The sequence below is a fragment of the Cohnella rhizoplanae genome (assembly GCF_948329515.1).
GTDB lineage: Bacteria > Bacillota > Bacilli > Paenibacillales > Paenibacillaceae > Cohnella > Cohnella rhizoplanae.
In genome coordinates this window covers 14,113-33,028 of the sequence record NZ_CAOJCN010000020.1, presented here as the reverse complement: position 1 = coordinate 33,028, position 18,916 = coordinate 14,113, and the positions used below count along the sequence as shown (strand labels likewise).

Here is an 18,916-nt window from a genome sequence, read left to right as displayed (position 1 = left end):
ATCACTTAGGAGGCTGCTATGGGCATTCTCGACGATAAAGTCGTATTAATTACGGGTACGGGCGGCGGACAAGGACGGGTGGCGGCTCAAATATTCGCCAGGGAAGGCGCCAAAGTGATCGGATGCGATCTCAAGGCCGACCTGAATAACGAGACGGTGGAGCTGGTCCGGCGCGCCGGCGGCGAAATGACGGGCTTCGCGCCCGTTGATCTTACGGATCCCAAGCAGGTGGAGCGTTTCGTACAATCCGCGGCATCCGTATATGGCGGCATCGATGTCGTCTACAACAATGCGGCGTATCAGCGCTTCGGGCCGATCCCCGAGTTTTCAGTGGAGGATTGGCGGGCGACGGTGGCCGGCGAGCTGGACATTCCGTTCTTTGTCTCCAAGTACGCATGGCCTCATCTCGTACGCCGAGGGGGCGGCGTGATTCTAAGCATAGCCTCCATATCGGGCATGATCGCCGGCGAGACGCCGCCCATGGTCGCCCATACGGCAACCAAAGCGGGCGTGATCGCCATGACGAGGCAATTCGCGCTCGAGGGGGCGCCGCACGGCATTCGCGCGGTGGCGATCAGTTCCGGTCCCGTGCTGACTCCGGCAAGCGAGCGGGATCTGGGCGACAATCAAGCCGCTCGGGACGCGATTACGCAAAAGACGCTGCTGAAGCGATTTGGCAAACCCGAGGAGATCGTGGAGCTGGCCGCCTTTCTTGCATCCGACAAGGCATCGTATATTACGGGAGCCAACTATGCCGTGGACGGCGGCGCGACTGCGTGGTGATGACGGCAGGGCGATATTATCCCGCCACACCCGTTCGATCGTCTGATTAGGCACGAACTTTAAGTCGCTCATGCGGACCGCATGGGCGTCTTAATTTTTGCATCCCGCGGACTGCGTCTTTCTTGAATCCCGCTTATCTGCTATCTTAGGAGAAAGAATTCCGCAGCCGGGAGTGTTCGCTTTGAAAAAAAACAAATTCCAGCTTAAAAGAGAAGCGACGTACCGGCAGCTGCTGGAAGCGGGCTTGCAGTGTTTCTCCGAAAAAGGATACGCCTCCACGACGCTCGGAGAGATCGTAGCCCGCACCGGGCATACGAAGGGAGCGTTTTACGGTCATTTTAAGAGTAAAGAGGAGCTTTTTTTCGACGTGCTGGACTATCAGATCCAACTGACGTCGGGATGGACGGACGTTCCCAAGCAATACGATTCTTCGGATACGACGCTGGAAGAAGTCATTAAGCATACGCTGTCGAATCTGGCGCATCAGTTAAAAGAAATCGATAACTGGATTATCGTACTGGTCGACTTTTATCTGCAGACCAAGCATATACCCGAATACCATGAGAAGCTGATGGCCAAATACCGCGATTGGGTATCCGGCATCGAGATGCTGGTTAAGGTGCTGCAAGAAGGAGGCTGGGTCTCGCGGGATAAAGATACGCAGTCGATCGCCATGCAGGTCATTGCTTTTAATGAAGGCTTTACGATTTTCTCCAAGCTTTTCGGAAGCTCGAACGAGGATACGTTAATCCAGGGTTTGGTCAAACTGATGTCGTGATTTACGGCTTATACCTGCCGGTCAGGGTAGTTTATGATCGTCTTCCTTGTAGGAAGACTGGATAAATAGGGAGGAGCAGAACCGGCTCAAGCTGTAGCCGGTTTTTTTCTTGAACATTTTTCCGAAGGTATGGACGTCGCTGTACCCGACCCGCTCCGCGATCTCGCCAATGCTGAGTCCGGTATGCAGGGCCAGCTCTTTCGCTTTCTCTACGCGTACGTGAATCAAGTACTGGATCGGCGTCATGCCGAACGACTTGCGGAACTGCTCGATGAGATAGTCTCGGCTAAAACCCGTTAACGTCTCCAGCTGCCGAATCTGCAGATTTTCCCGATAGTTTTGCAGGATATGATTTTTGACCAGGACCATCTTGGCCAAGTTATTGCGCTGCGTGGCGGTGGATTCGTCCCGTACGCGCTCATGCAGCATCCGGCCCAGCTCCGACAGCACGTCCATGAGCAGCGACTGCGCTTTGAACTGAGAGGCGAGTCCAGGCTGCCGATAGGCGAGGACAAGGCTGGTCAGCTTCTCTTCGAGCTCATGGCCGGTGAAGTTCCCCATGTCGTGGGAACCGGAAAGGAGACTGTCGATCGGAAAAGCGGCGCTTCCGAAGTGGAAAACGATGGAGATACAGACGTATGGCGAGCCCTGAGGCGTCGTAATCTCGTGATTCTCGCCCGGCCGGTGGAAAATCAGATCGCCCCGCTTCGTCTCGTACACGCGTTCGCCGATCCGATATTCGGCGAGTCCGCCGAGGTTGTACTGGAACTGGTACTGCTTCAGCACGCGCGAGCGGATTCCCCAGCCCTCCGGCGCATGGAAGACATGGGCAAGCGTGATGTACGGCGGAAAATAGACGTCGGACAACGCATCGATGGTCTCGCTTGGCCCCTTAAAGAACAAAGGACGCTCTTCTTCCATGGGCAGCCGCTTCCTCTCCTGACGATTAGGATAAGCATACGGTCCAAATACCGATTTTGGCAACCAAATTGCCGATCCGGACTAAATACAGGATGCGATTCTATGAATAGAATGGAGGTTGTAAGCGGTTCAGGAACGAGGCGGATGACAGAAAAAGGAGATGGGCGGATTGGCTGCTGCGGTGAAGAAGCGGGATTACAGCCTCATAGGACCCGAAGGAAAGCTGGCTCAGGAGCGGGGCATGGTCGCTGCGGAGTGGTATCAGTCGCCGATCCCCAGGCCGCGGATGAAAGAGCTGATGAAACGAAAAAACGGACCCGCGATCCGGGACACCGTCCTGTGGTTCGCGCTGCTCGCCGGAACCGGCTGGCTGGGCACGGTCGTCTGGGGGACCTGGTGGGCGGTACCGGTATTCCTCGTATATGGCATTCTGTACGCGACGCCGGGCGATTCGCGGTGGCATGAATGCGGGCACGGCACGGCGTTCAAGACGCCTTGGATGAATGAAGCGATTTATCAGATCGCGTCCTTTATGGTGCTACGGTCGGCGACCCCTTGGCGGTGGAGCCACACCAGGCACCATACGGATACGTACATCGTCGGCAGAGATCCGGAGATTCTGACCGAGCGGCCTCCGGTCTGGCGCATTCTGTTTATGCAGATTCTTCATTTGTACGGCGGTCCGATCGAGATCAAGCGTTTCATTCTCCACTGCTTCGGCAAGTTGGACGCGCATGAGAAGGAATACATCCCGCCGTCCGAGTTCAATAAAACATTTCGCGAGGCGAGGATCTATCTGTTGATCCTGCTCGGCGTCGTCGCGACCTGCATATGGCAAGGCAGTCTGCTGCCGGCCATGCTGATCGGGCTTCCTTCGTTTTACGGCGTCATTCTAATGCTTTGCTTTGGAATCACCCAACACCTCGGCCTTTATGACGACGTGCTCGATCACCGGCTGAATTCCCGTACGATGAAGATGAATCCGGTCCTCCGGTTCTTGTATTGGAACATGAACTACCACGTCGAGCATCACATGTTCCCGATGGTGCCTTACCATGCGCTGCCCGCGCTGCACGAAGCCATGAAGGATGATACGCCTGCGCCGAGACCCAGCCTATGGGCCGCCTTGCGGGAGGCGATCGGAGCGATGATCCGACAGGGCAAGGATCCCGGTTATGCGGTGATTCAGCCATTGCCGGAGACGGCGCGTCCTTATATGTACGGCCTTCAGGAGATTCCTTATATTACGGAACGAATCAGACAGGCAACCGGTCATACCAACGGGAAAACGGACACGGAGGGGGAGACGGCATGACGGAGCAAAAGTGGGTCGAGGTGTGCGGCGCGAACGAGATCGAGCAGGAGGACGTCATTCGTTTCGATTACGGGGACCGCACGTTCGCGGTCTACCGGTCCGAGGACGACGATTATTACGCAACGGACGGATATTGCACGCATCAGCGGTTCCATCTGGCCGACGGCTTCGTCATGGGGAATACGATCGAATGTCCGAAGCACAACGGCAGATTCGACTATACGACCGGCAAAGCGAAGAAAGCGCCAGTATGCGTGGATCTGAAGACGTATCCGGTGAAGGTGGAGAACGGCAAAGTGTATCTTAGCGCGAACGAATAAATGGGCGCGGCGATTGTCTTCGGGGCCTGCTATAATCAAGAACGATGCGTCTCATTGAACGCGGCTTAGATCCTATGGTGATAAGGGGGAGAGGTTGAGACATGGAGCTTCAATTATTTAAAGCCTTATGGGGCATGGAAGGCGACTATGAGCAGCAGCTGGGCCGAGCCGCCGAAGCGGGATATACGGGCATCGAAGCAGCTCCGCCGGCGCCGGAGCAAGCCGACGCGTTCGAGGCCTTGCTTCAGCGGTACGGTCTTGCGTTTATCGCGCAAGTATTCACGGGCAGCGACCACGCGGCCGATTTTAATGCGCAGGTCGCCTATGCCTCGCGCTTCAAGCCTCTGGCGATCGTCTCGCACAGCGCCCGCGATTGCATGACGGAGGACGAGCAGGACCGATTCTTCGGGGCCGCGCTGGAGACGGAAGCACGAATCGGCATTCCGGTCGCACACGAGACGCATCGGCATAGAGCCATGTTCACGCCTTGGACGACGGCCAGGCTGCTGCGCAAATTCCCGGAGCTTGCGATCACCGCCGACTTCAGCCATTGGATGAACGTATGCGAGTCCCATCTGGACGATCAGCAGGAGAATCTCGCGCTGGCCATCGAACGCACCCTACATATCCACGGGAGAATCGGTTATCCCGAAGGGCCGCAGGTGCCTCATCCGGTAGCGCCCGAATACCGGACGGAGCTAGACTTTTTTGCCGGCTGGTGGAAAAGGATATGGGAGCAACGCTCGAAAAATGGCGCGGAAGCCGTTACGTTCACCGCCGAGTTCGGGCCTCCGGGATATATGCACACGCTGCCCTTCACGGGTACGCCGGTCGCGGATCTGTGGGAGGTCAATCAATGGATGTCCGATTACGCCGCGCAGTTGTTCAAGGATTGGAGACAGAATGCGCCTTTTAGTTGATTGCCTTCGATGCCGCGTAAATCGCGGCATTTTTTATTTGAAAAACTGAACCGTTGAGCCTCTTGGCGGAAATGGTATTTAAACTTGTTACCGTTCAGAAGGTCCGGCGCTTACTTTTTCCCCGTTCAAAAAATCCAAATGCCGGTAGCCCCATGTACACATCTCTCCTAGAACCGTTTTTAAAGTTCGCCCGTGTTCGGATAGTTCATACTCGACTTTGGGCGGGATCTCCTGATATACCCGGCGCACAATCAGCCCATCCTGCTCAAGCTCGCGCAGCTGGTTAGTGAGCATTCCTTGCGTAATGTTGGTTAACTGGCGTCTGAGCTGCCCGAAGCGTTTTGTTCCTTCGTTCAGCAAAATGAACAAAATAAGCGGCTTCCACTTACCGCCGATCGCTTGCAGCATCGTTATTACACCTTGCGTTGAATCGGGCTCGCGCATATCCGCTTGCATGCTCCACACCCCCGAATACGAGATTGGTTTTTTACCGTTACTTTATCAGAGTATCTGGAAAATAAACAGTACGCCGATTTATCGTACATAGTACGGTTTTTCATACTATACGCCTTTGTCATATAAGGTCATGAGTATGATTTTATAGACTTAGTACGGAAAAACTGCGTACTTTGCAAATGCAAGGATGTAACCAATAATGGGGAAGTAACTCGCGAGGTTAACATTGAACAGGAGAGGAAAACCGTCCTATGCGAATCTTAGTCATTGCTGCACATCCACGGCCGTATGAGTCCCGCGCCAATCAGGCTCTTTTTCTTGAATTAACGAGGCAAACCGATATTGATTACTACAATCTGTACGAGGAATACGCTGACTGGAATATTGACGCGGATAAGGAACGTCAACGGCTTCTCCGCTACGACCGCATCGTGCTACAGTTCCCGCTGTACTGGTACAGCTGCCCGCCTTTAATGAAAAAGTGGTTCGATGATGTCTTAACGTTAGGATGGGCGTTAGACCCTTCAGGTGACAGATTGCTGGGCAAAGAGTTCATCGTCGCCACTACCGCCGGGGGGACAGAGAACTCCTATCGGGCGGGAGGCAGCAACCGGTTCACGATCAGCGAATTATTGCGGCCGATCGAACAGACCCTCATCAAATGTAGAGGTACTTATCTTCCGGCATTCGTTTCCTTCAATGCGAATTTGGGCTCGGAAGAGTATCTGGCAAGCGAAGCTATACGGTTTACGAAGCATATCCAGCTTCGGAGGGAAGAACTTGTACACTGATGGAAGACGCTGCCGTTAGCAGCGCCATCGACGCCAACCTTTCAAGAGTGTAAGGCAGTTGTCATCTAGATCAATGGTACCGACCTAGCCGCTCCTCTATACTATTCCATGGATGGGATATTTTTAAGGGGGAGATGGCGTGAGGCTTTTTGAATGGCTGTTATTTTTTTCAAATGCTTGTTTGTTGGCATTCCTAATCATCTTCAATCCACGTATCCGAAGAACAGCTTTGCTCCTGACAAGCGTAGCAGGGTCCGTTTTTTTATTTTTACATTTGCTTATCGAAGGATATAGAATTCAGCTTTTGTTTTTATACGGATTTACGATCCTGTTGCTAATGCTCTCGCTTAAAGACGTTTACATCATGCCGAAAGCCGTTCGGACTGTCTCGAGAATTCGTAGGATGTTGGGCCGCATTTTTATCTGGATAGGGCTCATCGCAACGGCGTGCTTAATCTATGCGTTTCCCGTTTTCGACCTTCCGGCACCGACCGGCGAGTTGAAGGTAGGCACGCAGGTCTTTCATTTCATCGATCCAGCGCGTGATGAGGCATACGGCCAAACTCCGACAGGAAAGAGAGAATTGATGGTGCAGGTATGGTATCCGGCTCAGGCCGGCACCGGCAAGCGCGCTCCATTTATTTCCGATGCACGGATTTTACGTTACATGGCCGCTAACTATGGCCTTCCCGGGTTTACTCTTCAACACTTGAAATACGTATCCAGTCATGCTTATTCAGGGGCCGAAATCTCTTCGGCTCTGACTTCATACCCGCTGATCCTTGCGAATCCCGGTTTCGGCTCTTCTAGATTCCTCCACACGTCGCAAGCCGAAAATCTCGCGAGTCACGGATATATCGTGGCTGTGATCGACCACACCTACAATACATTTGCGACCGAGTTTCCGGACGGTCGAATCACGACCAGCACAACCAACGACTTATTTTCGCCCGACCATGATTACCGGACGGAAAGCGGAAATCGCGACAAATTGGGAAAAGTTTTAACCGACGATGTAACGTTTGCCCTGGACCAATTCGAACTCATCCAATCGGGGCAGATTCCCAGTCAGCTGAAGGGGAGGATTGATCTCGGGCATGTAGGCGTGTTCGGTCATTCCATCGGCGGAGCGACGGCCTATGACGCTTCGTACGATCCGCGAATCGCGGTTGGAATAGACTTGGATGGAGGACTCTATCGTCTGCGCGAGAGAGAGGGTCTGCGAAAGCCGTTTTTGTTCATCAACTCGGAAAGCGAATTCGAACGATTAAAAATGATGAGGGATAACCACGTCTACACGGATACCGAACTTGAGCGTCTGGGCAACACAAGAGAGTGGATGGATCAAGTAACGGAAGACAAAAAGCTAGAGCTCGAACGGATGAGTGCAACAGTTGCTTCAGGGGGACAATTCCTCTATATCGACAATACGGAGCATTTGAATTTTACCGACGTACAATTCATTTCTCCGATTTTTAGAATGCTGGGCATAACAGGAAAAATTGCGCCTGAAAGGGCGAATGCCGTAATCAATGCCTATATGCTGGATTTCTTCGATATGTACTTAAAAAATCAAGGCGGAATCTTAATGAAAGGGCCGGATAGCCGCTTTCCGGAGGTGAAAGTCTCAACCTCGCTATTATATTCGCGCAACAAACCGGCTTGAATCGTGTGTTATTGAATTTAGACCTCGGAAAATGGAATAATAAGGTAGAGCATTAATAGAAGATCAACTGAATGAGATGAAGATGATTGAAGATTAACTGATGAAGAATGAAATATAATGTCAGAGGACAAGAACATATATCGTATCTGATCCGCGTATAACGCGGATTTTTTGTTGTAACGATACGTGTTCTTGTCTAGTTCGAAAGACAAGAACATATATCGTTAGCCGAAAAGCTCAAGAACATATATTGTTAAACGAGTATTCCAAGTTCTTTAGAATGGTATGGTGGTTAAAAATAGCTGCAGGGCACTCCTGGTGTTCGTGCGAATTATCCCCCTCGAAGGCAAACTTTAAGTCAATGGTCCGCTTCATCGATTCCGAGAAGTGGATTTTTGCAAAAGCGAAGCATCTCCAATATTTTAAAAATAGTTTTTAGTCTAGACAATAACGGCTATTCGTCCATGCCTAAAATAATCGACTCACGTACACTGAACCATCTTACTAGGGGGTGCTGCTGTTGAGTTGTCCGGTCAGGAAAAAACGTTGTAAAAAGAAAACGCGAATTGTGTGCCATCCCCACAAAAAGAAACGTCGTCTAAAACGTATTAAAAAAAAAGTGTTTAAAAAAGAAGTGCAGGTGCCGTGTCCCCCTCCGGAAGGAAAGCAATTACTTCATGGACTTGGTGGAGCAATCGCAGAAGCTGGACCTAAAGGGCTTGTAGGCGCGCTTGGACCGCAAGGACTGGCAGGACTGGCAGGAGCAATTGGCGCAATTGGGCCCCAAGGACTTGCGGGTGCACTTGGCTCCCAAGGAGCAGCAGGACTATTAGGTGCAGTTGGCGCACTTGGACCCGAAGGATTGGCAGGAGCGCTTGGACCTTCAGGACTGGCAGGGCTTGCGGGGGCAATCGGCGCAGCAGGACTAGCAGGACCACGGGGAGAAACGGGGCCAGTCGGACCAACAGGAGCTCAAGGAGGATCAGGGCCGGCAGGACCAGCGGGGGCTCAAGGAGAATCCGGACCGGCAGGGCCAGCAGGGCCTCAAGGAGAAACAGGGCCGGTAGGACCAGCAGGGCCTCAAGGAGAAACAGGGCCGGTAGGACCAGCGGGGCCAGCAGGATCGCTATCAATCAATCGCATTTATGTAGCCAATTTCAACAGTGACGATGTCTCTGTGATTGATGGCGCAACCAATGCTGTGATCGCTGCCATTCCGGTTGGGATTAATCCGGCGGGAGTCGATGTCAATCGATTAACGGGACGTGTTTATGTTGCAAACAGAACCAGCGACAACATATCCGTTATTGATGGAGATAGTAACACTGTGATAACTAATGTGCCAGTTGGGGATGAAGCAGGGGATGTAGGGGTCAATATAGCTACAAATGCTATTTATACAGCGAATTTTAATTCATTGGACTTAACTGAAGATGTTACGGTAATTAGCGGATTGACCCATACAGTTATTGCTACCATTAATATTCCGGGTTTCACTTTATCAACTGGAATCGGTGCCAATCCAACCACTAACCTGATTTATGTAGCCAATTTTAATTCGGATACCGTTTCTGTAATTGATGGAGTTACCAATACATTGATTACTAACGTTCCAGTGCAAGTGAATCCATTTAGAATTGGTATAAATCCAGATACAAACCGTATTTATATTTCGAATTTTACCAGTAACACTGTCTCAGTTATCAATGGATTTACCAACACGGTGATTGCTACTGTTCCTGTTGGGACTACTCCAGCCGAAGTGGGCGTTAATACATTTACTAATGCCATCTACGTAGCAAATCGAGATACTGATAATGTTTCTGTTATAGATGGACTAACGAACACAGTGATTGTTACCATTCCGGTCGGAACGAATCCAAATGGAGTAGGGGTCAATCCAATAACCAATCGTATTTATGTATCCAACCAGGATGATAACACCGTTTCCGTAATCGATGGAGACACTAATACTGTGATTGCTACCGTACCGGTTGGAGCTCGGCCATTCGCAATCGGGGTATATCCATAAGCTTTATTTGACAACGAAAAATATAGGAAATAAGAAATGAATAAATTTACATTAGAGGTGATTCATGTGATAGAAATTAAAACGGCAGAAGAGTTAATTCAGCGACTGACAAATATGAACAAGCAGAATTCTATATGCCAAATCTTACTTCCCGGTAAGGGAACGTTCACAATTGTATTGCAGGAGGAAAACGAACATTCAGGAGCAGAGAATAAAGGGCGAGTCATGCCGGTATCTGAATTAGAAAGGAATCCGTTTCTCTAAAGAGAAAAAAATCCTCCGCGTCGTTGAACTGCCCCCCTTTGAATGGACATTGAGAAGAACCCTCTCAATGACGATCTATTCTAGGGGGTGCTTTCGTTATGGCGAAGAAGGGGCAGAAACTGCTTACTTACAGTTTTGGAATGAAAAAGAGAGCCGTGGAAATGGGGCTTCAAGGAATGACTAAATGCCGAGTACAGAGTTTTTGGCAGAAAGGAAGCGCCTCATACCATAAACGAATCGCGGATTTTACTGTCTCGGCCCCTTGAATGAAATCAAGAAAGGCAAGACTATCATGAAAGTCGGCGCCACAGGAATAGTTGGAGCGACAGGAGCAACAGGTGAACCTGGCGCGACCGGCGCGGCCTGCGCGACCGGCGCCACAGGATCTTTTAGAGAATTTTAAGCATCCGAGAATATTCCAAACACAACTGGAAGTTCAGCGATACCAATTAGCACAACTGCAACAACATTAAAAACAGTCACATTTACAGGTGTTACTGCAGGAAGTTGCATTTGGGTAACTGGAATCGGATTTCCGAATTGCTTTTTTATTGCAGCAGTGGAACGCCGCCGTAATCTTCTTTTTACTACATCTATCCAAGCTTTTTACTACATCTATTTCACAAAACCCGTATTTTATACAGATGTCCATAGATTGAGCTGAGCCCCCCCGGGGCCAGAACGTTAATATGTGTTAAATGACAATAATCTCCCCTTAAAATTGACACAAATCCCCCCTAATCATAAGAAACTGAGTCACAATTGATCAGTTTCTACTTGAACCATAAGCAATTATGGAGATTATATCAGAACCGAAAAGCATGATGGTGATTTAGCGTCAATACTCCGAACACAATGGTATTTTAGTGTCAACACTTCGATTATAGGGGCTAATTATTGTCAAATCCGTTCATCAAAATGGGATTTTTGTGTCAATACCCGCTTGTATTTTCGACTTATGTGGATTCTAACGGGTTTGTCGTTACAATTGTTCGCATTTTTTCTATATTTATTTTAGTATAGATTGTAGTTGTCTTGGGATCTTCATGTCCTAATAATTCAGCAAGTGCAAGTAGATCTGCACCTTCACCATCGTTGTATAATACGGTTGCACAAGTATGCCGTAGTTTATGAGGAGTTACTTTATAATTATTTGCCTTTACACCTGCTGCTCTTGCAATTTCCTCAATAATCAATTCCACGGATCTTCGAGTTAATCGTTGCCCACGTTTTTCTGATATAAACAACGCCTGCTCATTTATTTGGCTACGTTTTTTTAGTATCTCAAGGCGATGTGGCTTATATATTTCAAATGTTTTTATAATCTTAGGTGTTAATGCCAATTTTCTTTCTTTATTCCCCTTTCCAAGTATAACTATCGTCCCGTCGTCATGGTTAATGTGAGATAGATCGATCCTTACTAATTCTGAGACGCGAAGGCCCAACAGTAAAAACATAACAGTAATCAAATGATCTCTTTCCCTAAATTTCCGTTGAGCTGCTGCGGTTTCAAATTTCATTGCATCTTGTAAAGTAAGGCTTTTGGGAAGGCGTTCACCGAGTTTTGGGTTTTCAATATATTGCGATACATCGTATTTAATGTACTGCTGCCTAACTGCCCATTTAAAAAATTGTTTTAGTGCAGATATTATGCGCGCTCTGGTGGTCGCTTCAAAAATTGCTCCCGCTTTTATTGATTTCTTGTTTTTATTTTCGTTATCTTTCGTATTGGAGTGTCTTAAAGTACCTAGAAATAGCTGAAGGTCATTAGTTGTTACATCTTCTATGTAGATTACGTTTCTAGTATCTTTGAGCCAGGAAGAAAGCTTAACCACAGTGCGGTTATAGATCTCAACGGTTCCCTTAGCGTAATTTTTATTCACTCCAAGATATACAGTAAAGGAATCAATCAAATCATCTATAGTCAGAGTTGTCACGTTTCTATCGCCCCCTTAAAACAATAATACCTTATATACTTACTACACGAAACAGTTATTTTGTGAAGTAAAATTAAAGTTCATTCTGGCTTACAACTCCGTGAACTGCTCCTGAAGAAATTAGTACTGCGTAAGCAGCAATTGCAGCTCCATCTTGGCCAGTTCCTTACCTTGCTCAATACCTACAGACCGGCGTTCCGTCTCTTTAAACCGGTGAATCCGGCTCAATCCGGCGCCGCGCTTCGCTACCTGTCTCATATATTCCAGCGATATATGGACGATTTTACCCGACAGAAGCTTGCGTTTAAGAAGCTGTATCGCTGACTTGCATTCCCAATCCTTGGCACACTATCAGGAACTCTGGGAAATAGCGGTCCAGCCAGTTATGCATTCGCCCTTGCACGACTCCGATTTCGAGGCCCCTGAAGTCCTGAGCTCTAGCCACGTGCTTGAACTTGGCGATGTCCACCCCAACGATGAGAGTCGTGGCTATGATTGAGTAATTCGCTGATTTTAAACATCTTACCAAGGAGTCTTTTTATTTCCCAAACCTGTATTTTTTGCATTATAGGAATGCTGCCCGTTCGTTCTTCAAATCCCGGGAGATTTTCCTGATCTCTTCTGAACTGATGGCGCCGGTTACTTGCCAAGCGATAAGATTGTCCGCTGCCTCGACACGATAATTAAAACGATCTCGTAACGGCCGCTGTAGCTCTTTTTTCAGAGAAGCCGCATGCAAGGAAAAGTGCTCATGATGAAAAAAATAACCGATGTCGATATCCAACGTGTTGCAAAGCAGTTCGATGTTTTTGAGCGAAATATTCCGATCGCCGCGCTCTACGCCTCCGATGTAGCTGCGGTCTAAACCCGAGCGTTCGGCGAGCGTGTCCTGCGACATGTTCGACCGAAGCCGCAGCTCCTTTAAGCGCATGCCGAAGTCTTCTAATACACTCATCGGGCAACATCCTTAGGTGTGTATTCTCAAGCGATATCTCCATCTTAATTGGTCTTAGCTGCGAAGTCGACTGTAAATCTATCAAATTTGGTCGTCTCCGGCGGACGGTCACTGTCAGCAGTGGTTGAGTCAGATCGTAACCAGGGGCACGATGCCCCTGTATTAGAACCGTCTTAAAATGCATGCTTTATAAGACGGTTTCTAATAAAGGACCATACGCATCTGATCCGTCTACTGCTGATAATGGCCGTCTGTGTTTGACAATTAATCTTTCTAAGAAAAGACGAAGGATACATATAGTCCGTCGACATTTTTGAGATGAACCACTTACTATAGGGATAAACATTAATAATGATGCTATTAGTGATGTATAACACCTTTGGTAATCCTAATGATAATGGTTATTTCAGTTCTGCATCAAAAGTTTATACTGTCAGAATATTTATCTCGTTATTCATCCCTCCTAACACTCCGCCACAGACCGTAGCGAAGACATCAAAGTGACTGAATCAAGAAAATAATTAGTTATGATAAGACACGCAAATATTAATTGAATAACAATCAAAAGAAAAATATATTATAATTCCAATTATACTAAATAGTACCAATGAGCTATGTTCAAATAAAAAGGGATCTTATACCATTTGAGGAGAAAGCAACCCTGCTCTAGGATGGTGATTAAAATGATGAAGCCTTAAATATGGAACTCTACTATTCCGTTAATGCTAAAGTGAAGCAATTAAACTCCGTTTGAAGGGAATGTTTGGGTTCAGTTTTATAAGTACCTATTAGTGCAAAGGAAGTGTTCTTATGATGACAAAGAAGTTAACCATTTTACTGAGTATGTTTACGCTTTTTGCGTTCTTAACAAGTACCAGTGCTTTTGCACATGAAATGTACTTTACTGGAAGTGGCTCATCCGTGACCGAGATTAAACTTAGATGGACTCCAAAAAACTCGAGCACAGGCCGTTTGAAAATCTTGATTAATAAACAAAGCCTTACTGGAACATGGGCTACGTATTTCGAAGATGCTCGCACAGCTTGGCACTCTTCTGCTGTTCCCGGAGAATTTACAACTACTACCACGACACCAGCTCCGAATACTTATATGGCCACTACCACCCAGCAATACTGGGATACTATGTATCCTGACGGACCTTTTACGGAAACTTTAGGAGTTACAGATTTATATGATACTAATGGTTCGGCTATTAATTCCTACGCTACAGCGAGTGCTTCCACCAAGCAACTTAAAGGTGCAAATATTTACTTAAATCCAAGTCCTAATTCTGCCTCAGCTTTTACCTATCGGTTCACGATGAGCCACGAGCTCGGTCATGTCCTTGCTTTAGGTCATTCTCATTTACCTCAATATAAACCGGCCAATCCCAATACGGACCCCTCAATAATGAGTTATGATTATTACGCTTTAGGGCTGAGTTACTTACCTCAGAATCATGAAGTAAGGGAAGTAAAAGAAATGTACGGATATCAATAAAGGGAGGAAGAACCAGATGAAAAAATATGTTTTAATTGTCAGTGCGGCATTAGCTGTTACTGTTTATAGCAGTATTGAGTTATCGAAAACTAAAACTAAGGCGGCAGATGAACTCTCTGTAAAGTCTCGAATTGTCGAAACTACAAGTGGAAGACTCATTCAAATTTTAGATCCCCAAAATTTGAAGGACTTAGTTAGTCATTCGACACTGATTGTCAAAGGACAAATTATTAAAACTGACTATGTTCAAGAAGAGATTCAGCTAATTGAAGGTACTCCGGAGAGGACAGTAGTTGAAGCGCAGGGTGGAAGGCCAACTCATATCCGTTCGGGCACAAACTATACCATTTCAGTGTCAGATGTAATAAAGGGACAGCTTGGTCATCAGGAAGTTACAATGTATATACCGGAAGATGAAATAAACCTCCGTCCTGAACTGAAAATCGGCGATGAACTAATCTTTAACTTGGCTTTTAGCAAGCCAATCGGAAGGTATATCGACGTGCATCCTATCGCCGGTTATCTGAAAGTTAATGACGATAATAAGGTGAGACCGATGTTCGATAAAGGAAAAGAATTTTCGAATTTGAACAATGCATCTTATGATGAGGTAAAGAAGATGATCGAGGAAGTCAAATAAAATTGAAAGAACAGCCGCATAAACACGGCTGTTCTTTTAAAATATGAATTTGAATTCTCAATATTTCCCTTCTTATTTATTTAATTGAAAAGGCTATTGAGCCCTTTATATCGCTCTCCTTAAACCCCTCACAGTTTGAAACTGAAAAAACTGTCGTTTCGTTCTCTTCTGTTCTATTTAAATTTTTACATTTATAAACTTCTATCGATTCATTCGCATACACATCTCTAGTCGCATCATTAATCCATACGATTGCCTTTCCGTTTGAGCTTATGTTATTTATTACAGGCCCGCTGTCGATGTTAGATCCAATTATCACTAAATAATCATCTTTATGAGCCATAAATCTCTCATAGAGCGTATTCATTCTACTCAATGCACCTTTATCGCTTTTTTTAATAATAATGCCTTTAAAGTCATTTTCCTTGTTCGATACATTCAATCGATTTGAATAAGCGAGCCAAGTGCCAAGTAAAACAACGAAAATTGAAAGAAACCAAACTGTCTTTTTCATCCTATTCCTCCTAAATGCCTACATACCCTCATTACTAATTGTACATAGTTGGACGAAGAATTCTTCACTATTCTATCCTATATCTTTAGTCATGATGTGCAATCTAAGACCTAATCTACCAGCACTTGCGTTTAGCTGGGCAATCTCCCATTAAGAGATTTTCCTATAAATGAGTTATACGAAGCTCTTTCAGCAATCATATATATAAACGTGTTCTTTATTCTATGCAGCTTTCTAACCATTCATGTCTATTGAAAAACAAAGTCACGTCCGTATCCTATGCCTACTTTATCCACTAAGTATACAGAGGACCGAACTACATGGTGTTGAAAGGCATTCATACAGCCGGATTTGATGCCTTGGTGCATGAGATTAATAGAAGGCATCTGGAATATATTTTGATGGGTTATGAAACACAAGAGCCGTTTTGGAAAACTATTTCTACGGAGAATATAGCCCCTCTTGACCCTGACAAGCCTTTCGTCGGGTGGTCTGGGATTACGCCTATTGCTGTTCTTTTCCAATATATCTCTGGCCTAAAGGGGAATGTGCTCCATACTACCCTTGAGGGGACTGTTAGGCTTCTCGATGTAAGAAATCCTGCAGAAATGCATGGTATTCTAGATCTGCGCTGTGAGAAAAGAATGTCTCCTAAGAGCAACCGATAGTAACTGGAGAATCCAATAAACCAGTTACCCTTGTTGTAAAATGGCAAGGTGGAAAATAAACTTTGATGCTGGGTTAGGTAGTGTTTCGAATCATCGAAAGCCGCAGCAGACGATCGATCGCATCTTCTGCGGTACGATTGTTTATCTTCAATTTAAACAATGTGGTCATTTAAAATCTTGAGTTTCCGGCCCAACCCTATGCAATCGTGTAAGTTTGTCCATCTGTTCCGATAGTTGCTGCAGGTACGTATGCAAAATCGGGAACGACTTATTAATTCGTTTAAGCCCCGTCCAAATCTTTACCATTTCTTCGGTAGCTTTCTCCAATTCTTTGAGCGCTATTGGTTTTTCCAAGATGTCTCCCAATTCAATTATGTTCCATAAGATTTCAGCCACCTCCGATAGTTGCTCAGTCAACTGAAATGGGAGTTCAATCTCCTTTTGAATAAGTGGCACAACATTGCTTGGTTCTGACCTCGATGGACTTTCAATACTTTTTTTTAATGCATCCGGCACTGATGTAGCCGACTCTTCGTTTTTTCGTTTGTTCTCATCGTGACATTCATCGTGCATCCTATCAGGAAGATCGACTGGCTCTATGCCAAGCAGCAGCCCGGTGGCGATCATCTCCTTTTCGATTTCTATCCGATAAGGAATATGGGCGTTGCAATATTTTGTCCACCCATTCTTCTCCATATAAACTTTGATAGCTGAAAGTCGGGCGTCCGATAATTTTCGATGTGTATTTAGATACCGCGCTCCTATGTAATGTTTTCCCTTCCACTCATATCCTGTTGCTTCGCAATGCTCCTCGTTATCCAGGTTAGACGTAAATGGTGCGAATCGAATAAGCATCTTTTCTACAATAGAAGTGAGAGGGCCATCCGTCCACGAGACCAATACGGAGTCTTTACTGGATATCAGAGAAAACTTCACAGTTGGAAAGATCGAGGTTAGTGCCTCTTGAATGTGCTGCTTGGTCTCCATGCCGGTTATCGTGATTTTTTCCATCATGTTTTTACTCCCTTATTGAACGCTCGGCGACCGTCCAAATTTGCAGCCAGGCAAATAAATATAACGATGCTATTGGAGATCTGCCGCGTCCGACTGTCATCTAGTGATTCTTTGTATTGAATCTTCTGTGTGATGAAGTGGATGACTCGGAAGCAAAACTCCCTGCATGCTATCCCCTCCTACAATAGTAGAATGTTTAAAATTCCACCAGATACGCAGAGTCATCAGATATTTCTTCTATGGGCGAGTGCAATAATCAGGAGAGTTTGACCGCAAATCCAATGGAACAAGGCTGGTCTATGTTCAACATTGTTAATAGAGAGGTCTAATTCTCATTTTGGCAAAAGAAAGAAGACCCGTGATGGAATCACGGATCTCCTCTGGTGGTTATTTCTATTGATTAGTAGGCGATGGCAGAACTGGCCACATAATGTTACTGAAGGTTCCCTCAACGAACTGACCGTCCACGCCTGCAGATACAACCAGTCCCATTGTATACGGACTCGTAAACGCCATGGTGTGCGTGCTTCGTTCAATCCACTCGGCGCCGTCGATGGTCGAGAATGTCTTCACGACATTCCCCGTCTTCTCAACTTTTAACCAGATAGGCGCTGTAACCTTAACAGGAGGTGCATCTTGTGGAATGATCTGCGACCATGCTCCGTAAAAGTCGCGCTTGATGCTTACAAGCTCCCCTCTTCCACTCACGAATATGCCCTGTTGGTCGCTATTTGCCGCTTCGGTCTGACGGACCATGAGGCCGACCTTTATATCTGCATGCGGTGCGCTGCCCCAATAAGACATTCCGTCGACTCTGGCTACGATCGCGGCATTATCGGCCTTGACGTTCTGGTAAACATATCTGAACATGTCGCTCATGCCCCAGACGTTCGTTCCTGAGCCCGTCACTTTCATGGAGGCTCCTTCATGAACCGTCGTGCCGGCGACTGCGCCGCCGACATTTGCATTCTCATACTGTCCCGGTTTCAGTACAAAGGCAAATTTAGCGGTTATTGTTTTGTTACCGTCCATAATGAAGGTCAAAGGGTTGGACGTGCTAACGTAATCGCCGCTCCATCCCATAAAGACATAATTCTCATGCGGTGTAACGGTCAAGCTGACTTGCGTCCCCGGACTATACGTTTCCTGCTCGGTGACAAGCGTAATGACGCCATGCTCTGCTATGGTGGTTAGGGTATACTTGTCCGTTTTCTTTCCGAAATTAGCCTTGATGAGCTTGTCGGCATTCATGGTAATCGTAGCTGGGTTGGTTAAGCCGCTCAGGTCGCCACTCCAGCCAGTGAAGACGTATTCGGTATCCGCGGTTGCGGTCACCGTCACTTCGGTGCCAGTCGGATAGGTAAAACATATACGGATTCAGTATTTACTTCTGCATATCTTGTTGCTTCAACGGGTTCAGCTGCTGCAGCCGTTCAAGCACT

Annotated in this window: 19 protein-coding genes; 12 read left to right on the top strand and 7 right to left on the bottom strand. The window is 46.9% G+C overall.

Annotation, left to right across the window (positions count from 1 at the left end):
* Nucleotides 1-18: 18 nt before the first annotated feature.
* Together PQG80_RS22595 and PQG80_RS22590 are read left to right on the top strand one after the other, a co-directional pair.
* Nucleotides 19-783, top strand: coding sequence for an SDR family NAD(P)-dependent oxidoreductase (locus PQG80_RS22595; protein ID WP_271753916.1), 765 nt, complete (start codon nt 19-21; stop codon nt 781-783).
* Between the two features lie 181 nt (nt 784-964).
* Nucleotides 965-1,561: a TetR/AcrR family transcriptional regulator gene (locus PQG80_RS22590; RefSeq protein ID WP_271753915.1), complete on the top strand. Its 597-nt coding sequence runs from the start codon at nt 965-967 to the stop codon at nt 1,559-1,561.
* Between the two features lie 21 nt (nt 1,562-1,582).
* Here the strand turns inward: PQG80_RS22590 and PQG80_RS22585 are convergent, their stop codons facing one another.
* The gene (locus PQG80_RS22585; protein ID WP_271753914.1) at nt 1,583-2,482 is read right to left on the bottom strand and encodes a helix-turn-helix domain-containing protein; all 900 of its coding nucleotides are present in this window, start codon (nt 2,480-2,482) and stop codon (nt 1,583-1,585) included.
* Between the two features lie 169 nt (nt 2,483-2,651).
* Here PQG80_RS22585 and PQG80_RS22580 point away from each other — a divergent pair, with 169 nt between their 5' ends.
* From PQG80_RS22580 to PQG80_RS22570, 3 genes are all read left to right on the top strand, one after another.
* Entirely contained in the window at nt 2,652-3,797 is a 1,146-nt protein-coding gene (locus tag PQG80_RS22580) for a fatty acid desaturase family protein (RefSeq protein ID WP_271753913.1), read from the top strand.
* Nucleotides 3,794-4,117, top strand: coding sequence for a MocE family 2Fe-2S type ferredoxin (locus tag PQG80_RS22575; protein ID WP_271753912.1), 324 nt, complete (start codon nt 3,794-3,796; stop codon nt 4,115-4,117). The genes PQG80_RS22580 and PQG80_RS22575 overlap by 4 nt, the downstream gene beginning before the upstream one ends.
* 101 nt (nt 4,118-4,218) lie before the next feature.
* Nucleotides 4,219-5,037, top strand: a complete 819-nt coding sequence (locus PQG80_RS22570; RefSeq protein ID WP_271753911.1) for a sugar phosphate isomerase/epimerase family protein — start codon at nt 4,219-4,221, stop codon at nt 5,035-5,037.
* 87 nt (nt 5,038-5,124) lie between these two features.
* Here the strand turns inward: PQG80_RS22570 and PQG80_RS22565 are convergent, their stop codons facing one another.
* Nucleotides 5,125-5,493 carry a winged helix-turn-helix transcriptional regulator gene (locus tag PQG80_RS22565; RefSeq protein ID WP_271753910.1) on the bottom strand — a complete coding sequence of 123 codons (369 nt, stop codon included), beginning with the start codon at nt 5,491-5,493 and terminating at the stop codon, nt 5,125-5,127.
* Nucleotides 5,494-5,744: 251 nt separating this feature from the next.
* Here PQG80_RS22565 and PQG80_RS22560 point away from each other — a divergent pair, with 251 nt between their 5' ends.
* From PQG80_RS22560 to PQG80_RS22545, 4 genes are all read left to right on the top strand, one after another.
* Nucleotides 5,745-6,284, top strand: coding sequence for an NAD(P)H-dependent oxidoreductase (locus tag PQG80_RS22560; protein WP_271753909.1), 540 nt, complete (start codon nt 5,745-5,747; stop codon nt 6,282-6,284).
* Between the two features lie 139 nt (nt 6,285-6,423).
* Nucleotides 6,424-7,950: an alpha/beta hydrolase family protein gene (locus PQG80_RS22555; protein ID WP_271753908.1), complete on the top strand. Its 1,527-nt coding sequence runs from the start codon at nt 6,424-6,426 to the stop codon at nt 7,948-7,950.
* A gap of 520 nt (nt 7,951-8,470) precedes the next feature.
* Nucleotides 8,471-9,982 (top strand): YVTN family beta-propeller repeat-containing protein, encoded by a 1,512-nt coding sequence (locus tag PQG80_RS22550; RefSeq protein ID WP_271753907.1) that lies wholly within the window; start codon nt 8,471-8,473, stop codon nt 9,980-9,982.
* A gap of 36 nt (nt 9,983-10,018) precedes the next feature.
* Nucleotides 10,019-10,246, top strand: coding sequence for a hypothetical protein (locus PQG80_RS22545; protein WP_271753906.1), 228 nt, complete (start codon nt 10,019-10,021; stop codon nt 10,244-10,246).
* Between the two features lie 956 nt (nt 10,247-11,202).
* Here the strand turns inward: PQG80_RS22545 and PQG80_RS22540 are convergent.
* A complete protein-coding gene (locus PQG80_RS22540; protein WP_271753905.1) occupies nt 11,203-12,183 on the bottom strand; it encodes a tyrosine-type recombinase/integrase in 981 nt (326 codons plus the stop codon).
* Between the two features lie 565 nt (nt 12,184-12,748).
* Nucleotides 12,749-13,138 carry a helix-turn-helix domain-containing protein gene (locus PQG80_RS22535; protein WP_271753903.1) on the bottom strand — a complete coding sequence of 130 codons (390 nt, stop codon included), beginning with the start codon at nt 13,136-13,138 and terminating at the stop codon, nt 12,749-12,751.
* 810 nt (nt 13,139-13,948) lie between these two features.
* Between PQG80_RS22535 and PQG80_RS22530 the strand changes: the two genes are divergently transcribed.
* Nucleotides 13,949-14,638 carry a zinc metalloprotease gene (locus PQG80_RS22530; RefSeq protein WP_271753902.1) on the top strand — a complete coding sequence of 230 codons (690 nt, stop codon included), beginning with the start codon at nt 13,949-13,951 and terminating at the stop codon, nt 14,636-14,638.
* Nucleotides 14,639-14,654: 16 nt separating this feature from the next.
* Nucleotides 14,655-15,278, top strand: coding sequence for a hypothetical protein (locus PQG80_RS22525; RefSeq protein WP_271753901.1), 624 nt, complete (start codon nt 14,655-14,657; stop codon nt 15,276-15,278).
* A gap of 76 nt (nt 15,279-15,354) precedes the next feature.
* On the opposite strand, the gene PQG80_RS22520 is transcribed toward PQG80_RS22525, so the two are convergent.
* Entirely contained in the window at nt 15,355-15,792 is a 438-nt protein-coding gene (locus tag PQG80_RS22520; protein WP_271753900.1) for a DUF4362 domain-containing protein, read from the bottom strand.
* A 320-nt stretch (nt 15,793-16,112) separates the two neighbouring features.
* Here PQG80_RS22520 and PQG80_RS22515 point away from each other — a divergent pair, with 320 nt between their 5' ends.
* On the top strand, nt 16,113-16,460 hold the full coding sequence (locus PQG80_RS22515; protein ID WP_271753899.1) for a hypothetical protein: 348 nt from the start codon (nt 16,113-16,115) through the stop codon (nt 16,458-16,460).
* 165 nt (nt 16,461-16,625) lie between these two features.
* On the opposite strand, the gene PQG80_RS22510 is transcribed toward PQG80_RS22515, so the two are convergent.
* The gene (locus tag PQG80_RS22510) at nt 16,626-17,474 is read right to left on the bottom strand and encodes an LPD29 domain-containing protein (RefSeq protein WP_271753898.1); all 849 of its coding nucleotides are present in this window, start codon (nt 17,472-17,474) and stop codon (nt 16,626-16,628) included.
* A 393-nt stretch (nt 17,475-17,867) separates the two neighbouring features.
* Complete coding sequence (locus PQG80_RS22505; protein WP_271753982.1) at nt 17,868-18,845, bottom strand: InlB B-repeat-containing protein; 978 nt, start codon at nt 18,843-18,845, stop codon at nt 17,868-17,870.
* Nucleotides 18,846-18,916 lie beyond the last annotated feature (71 nt).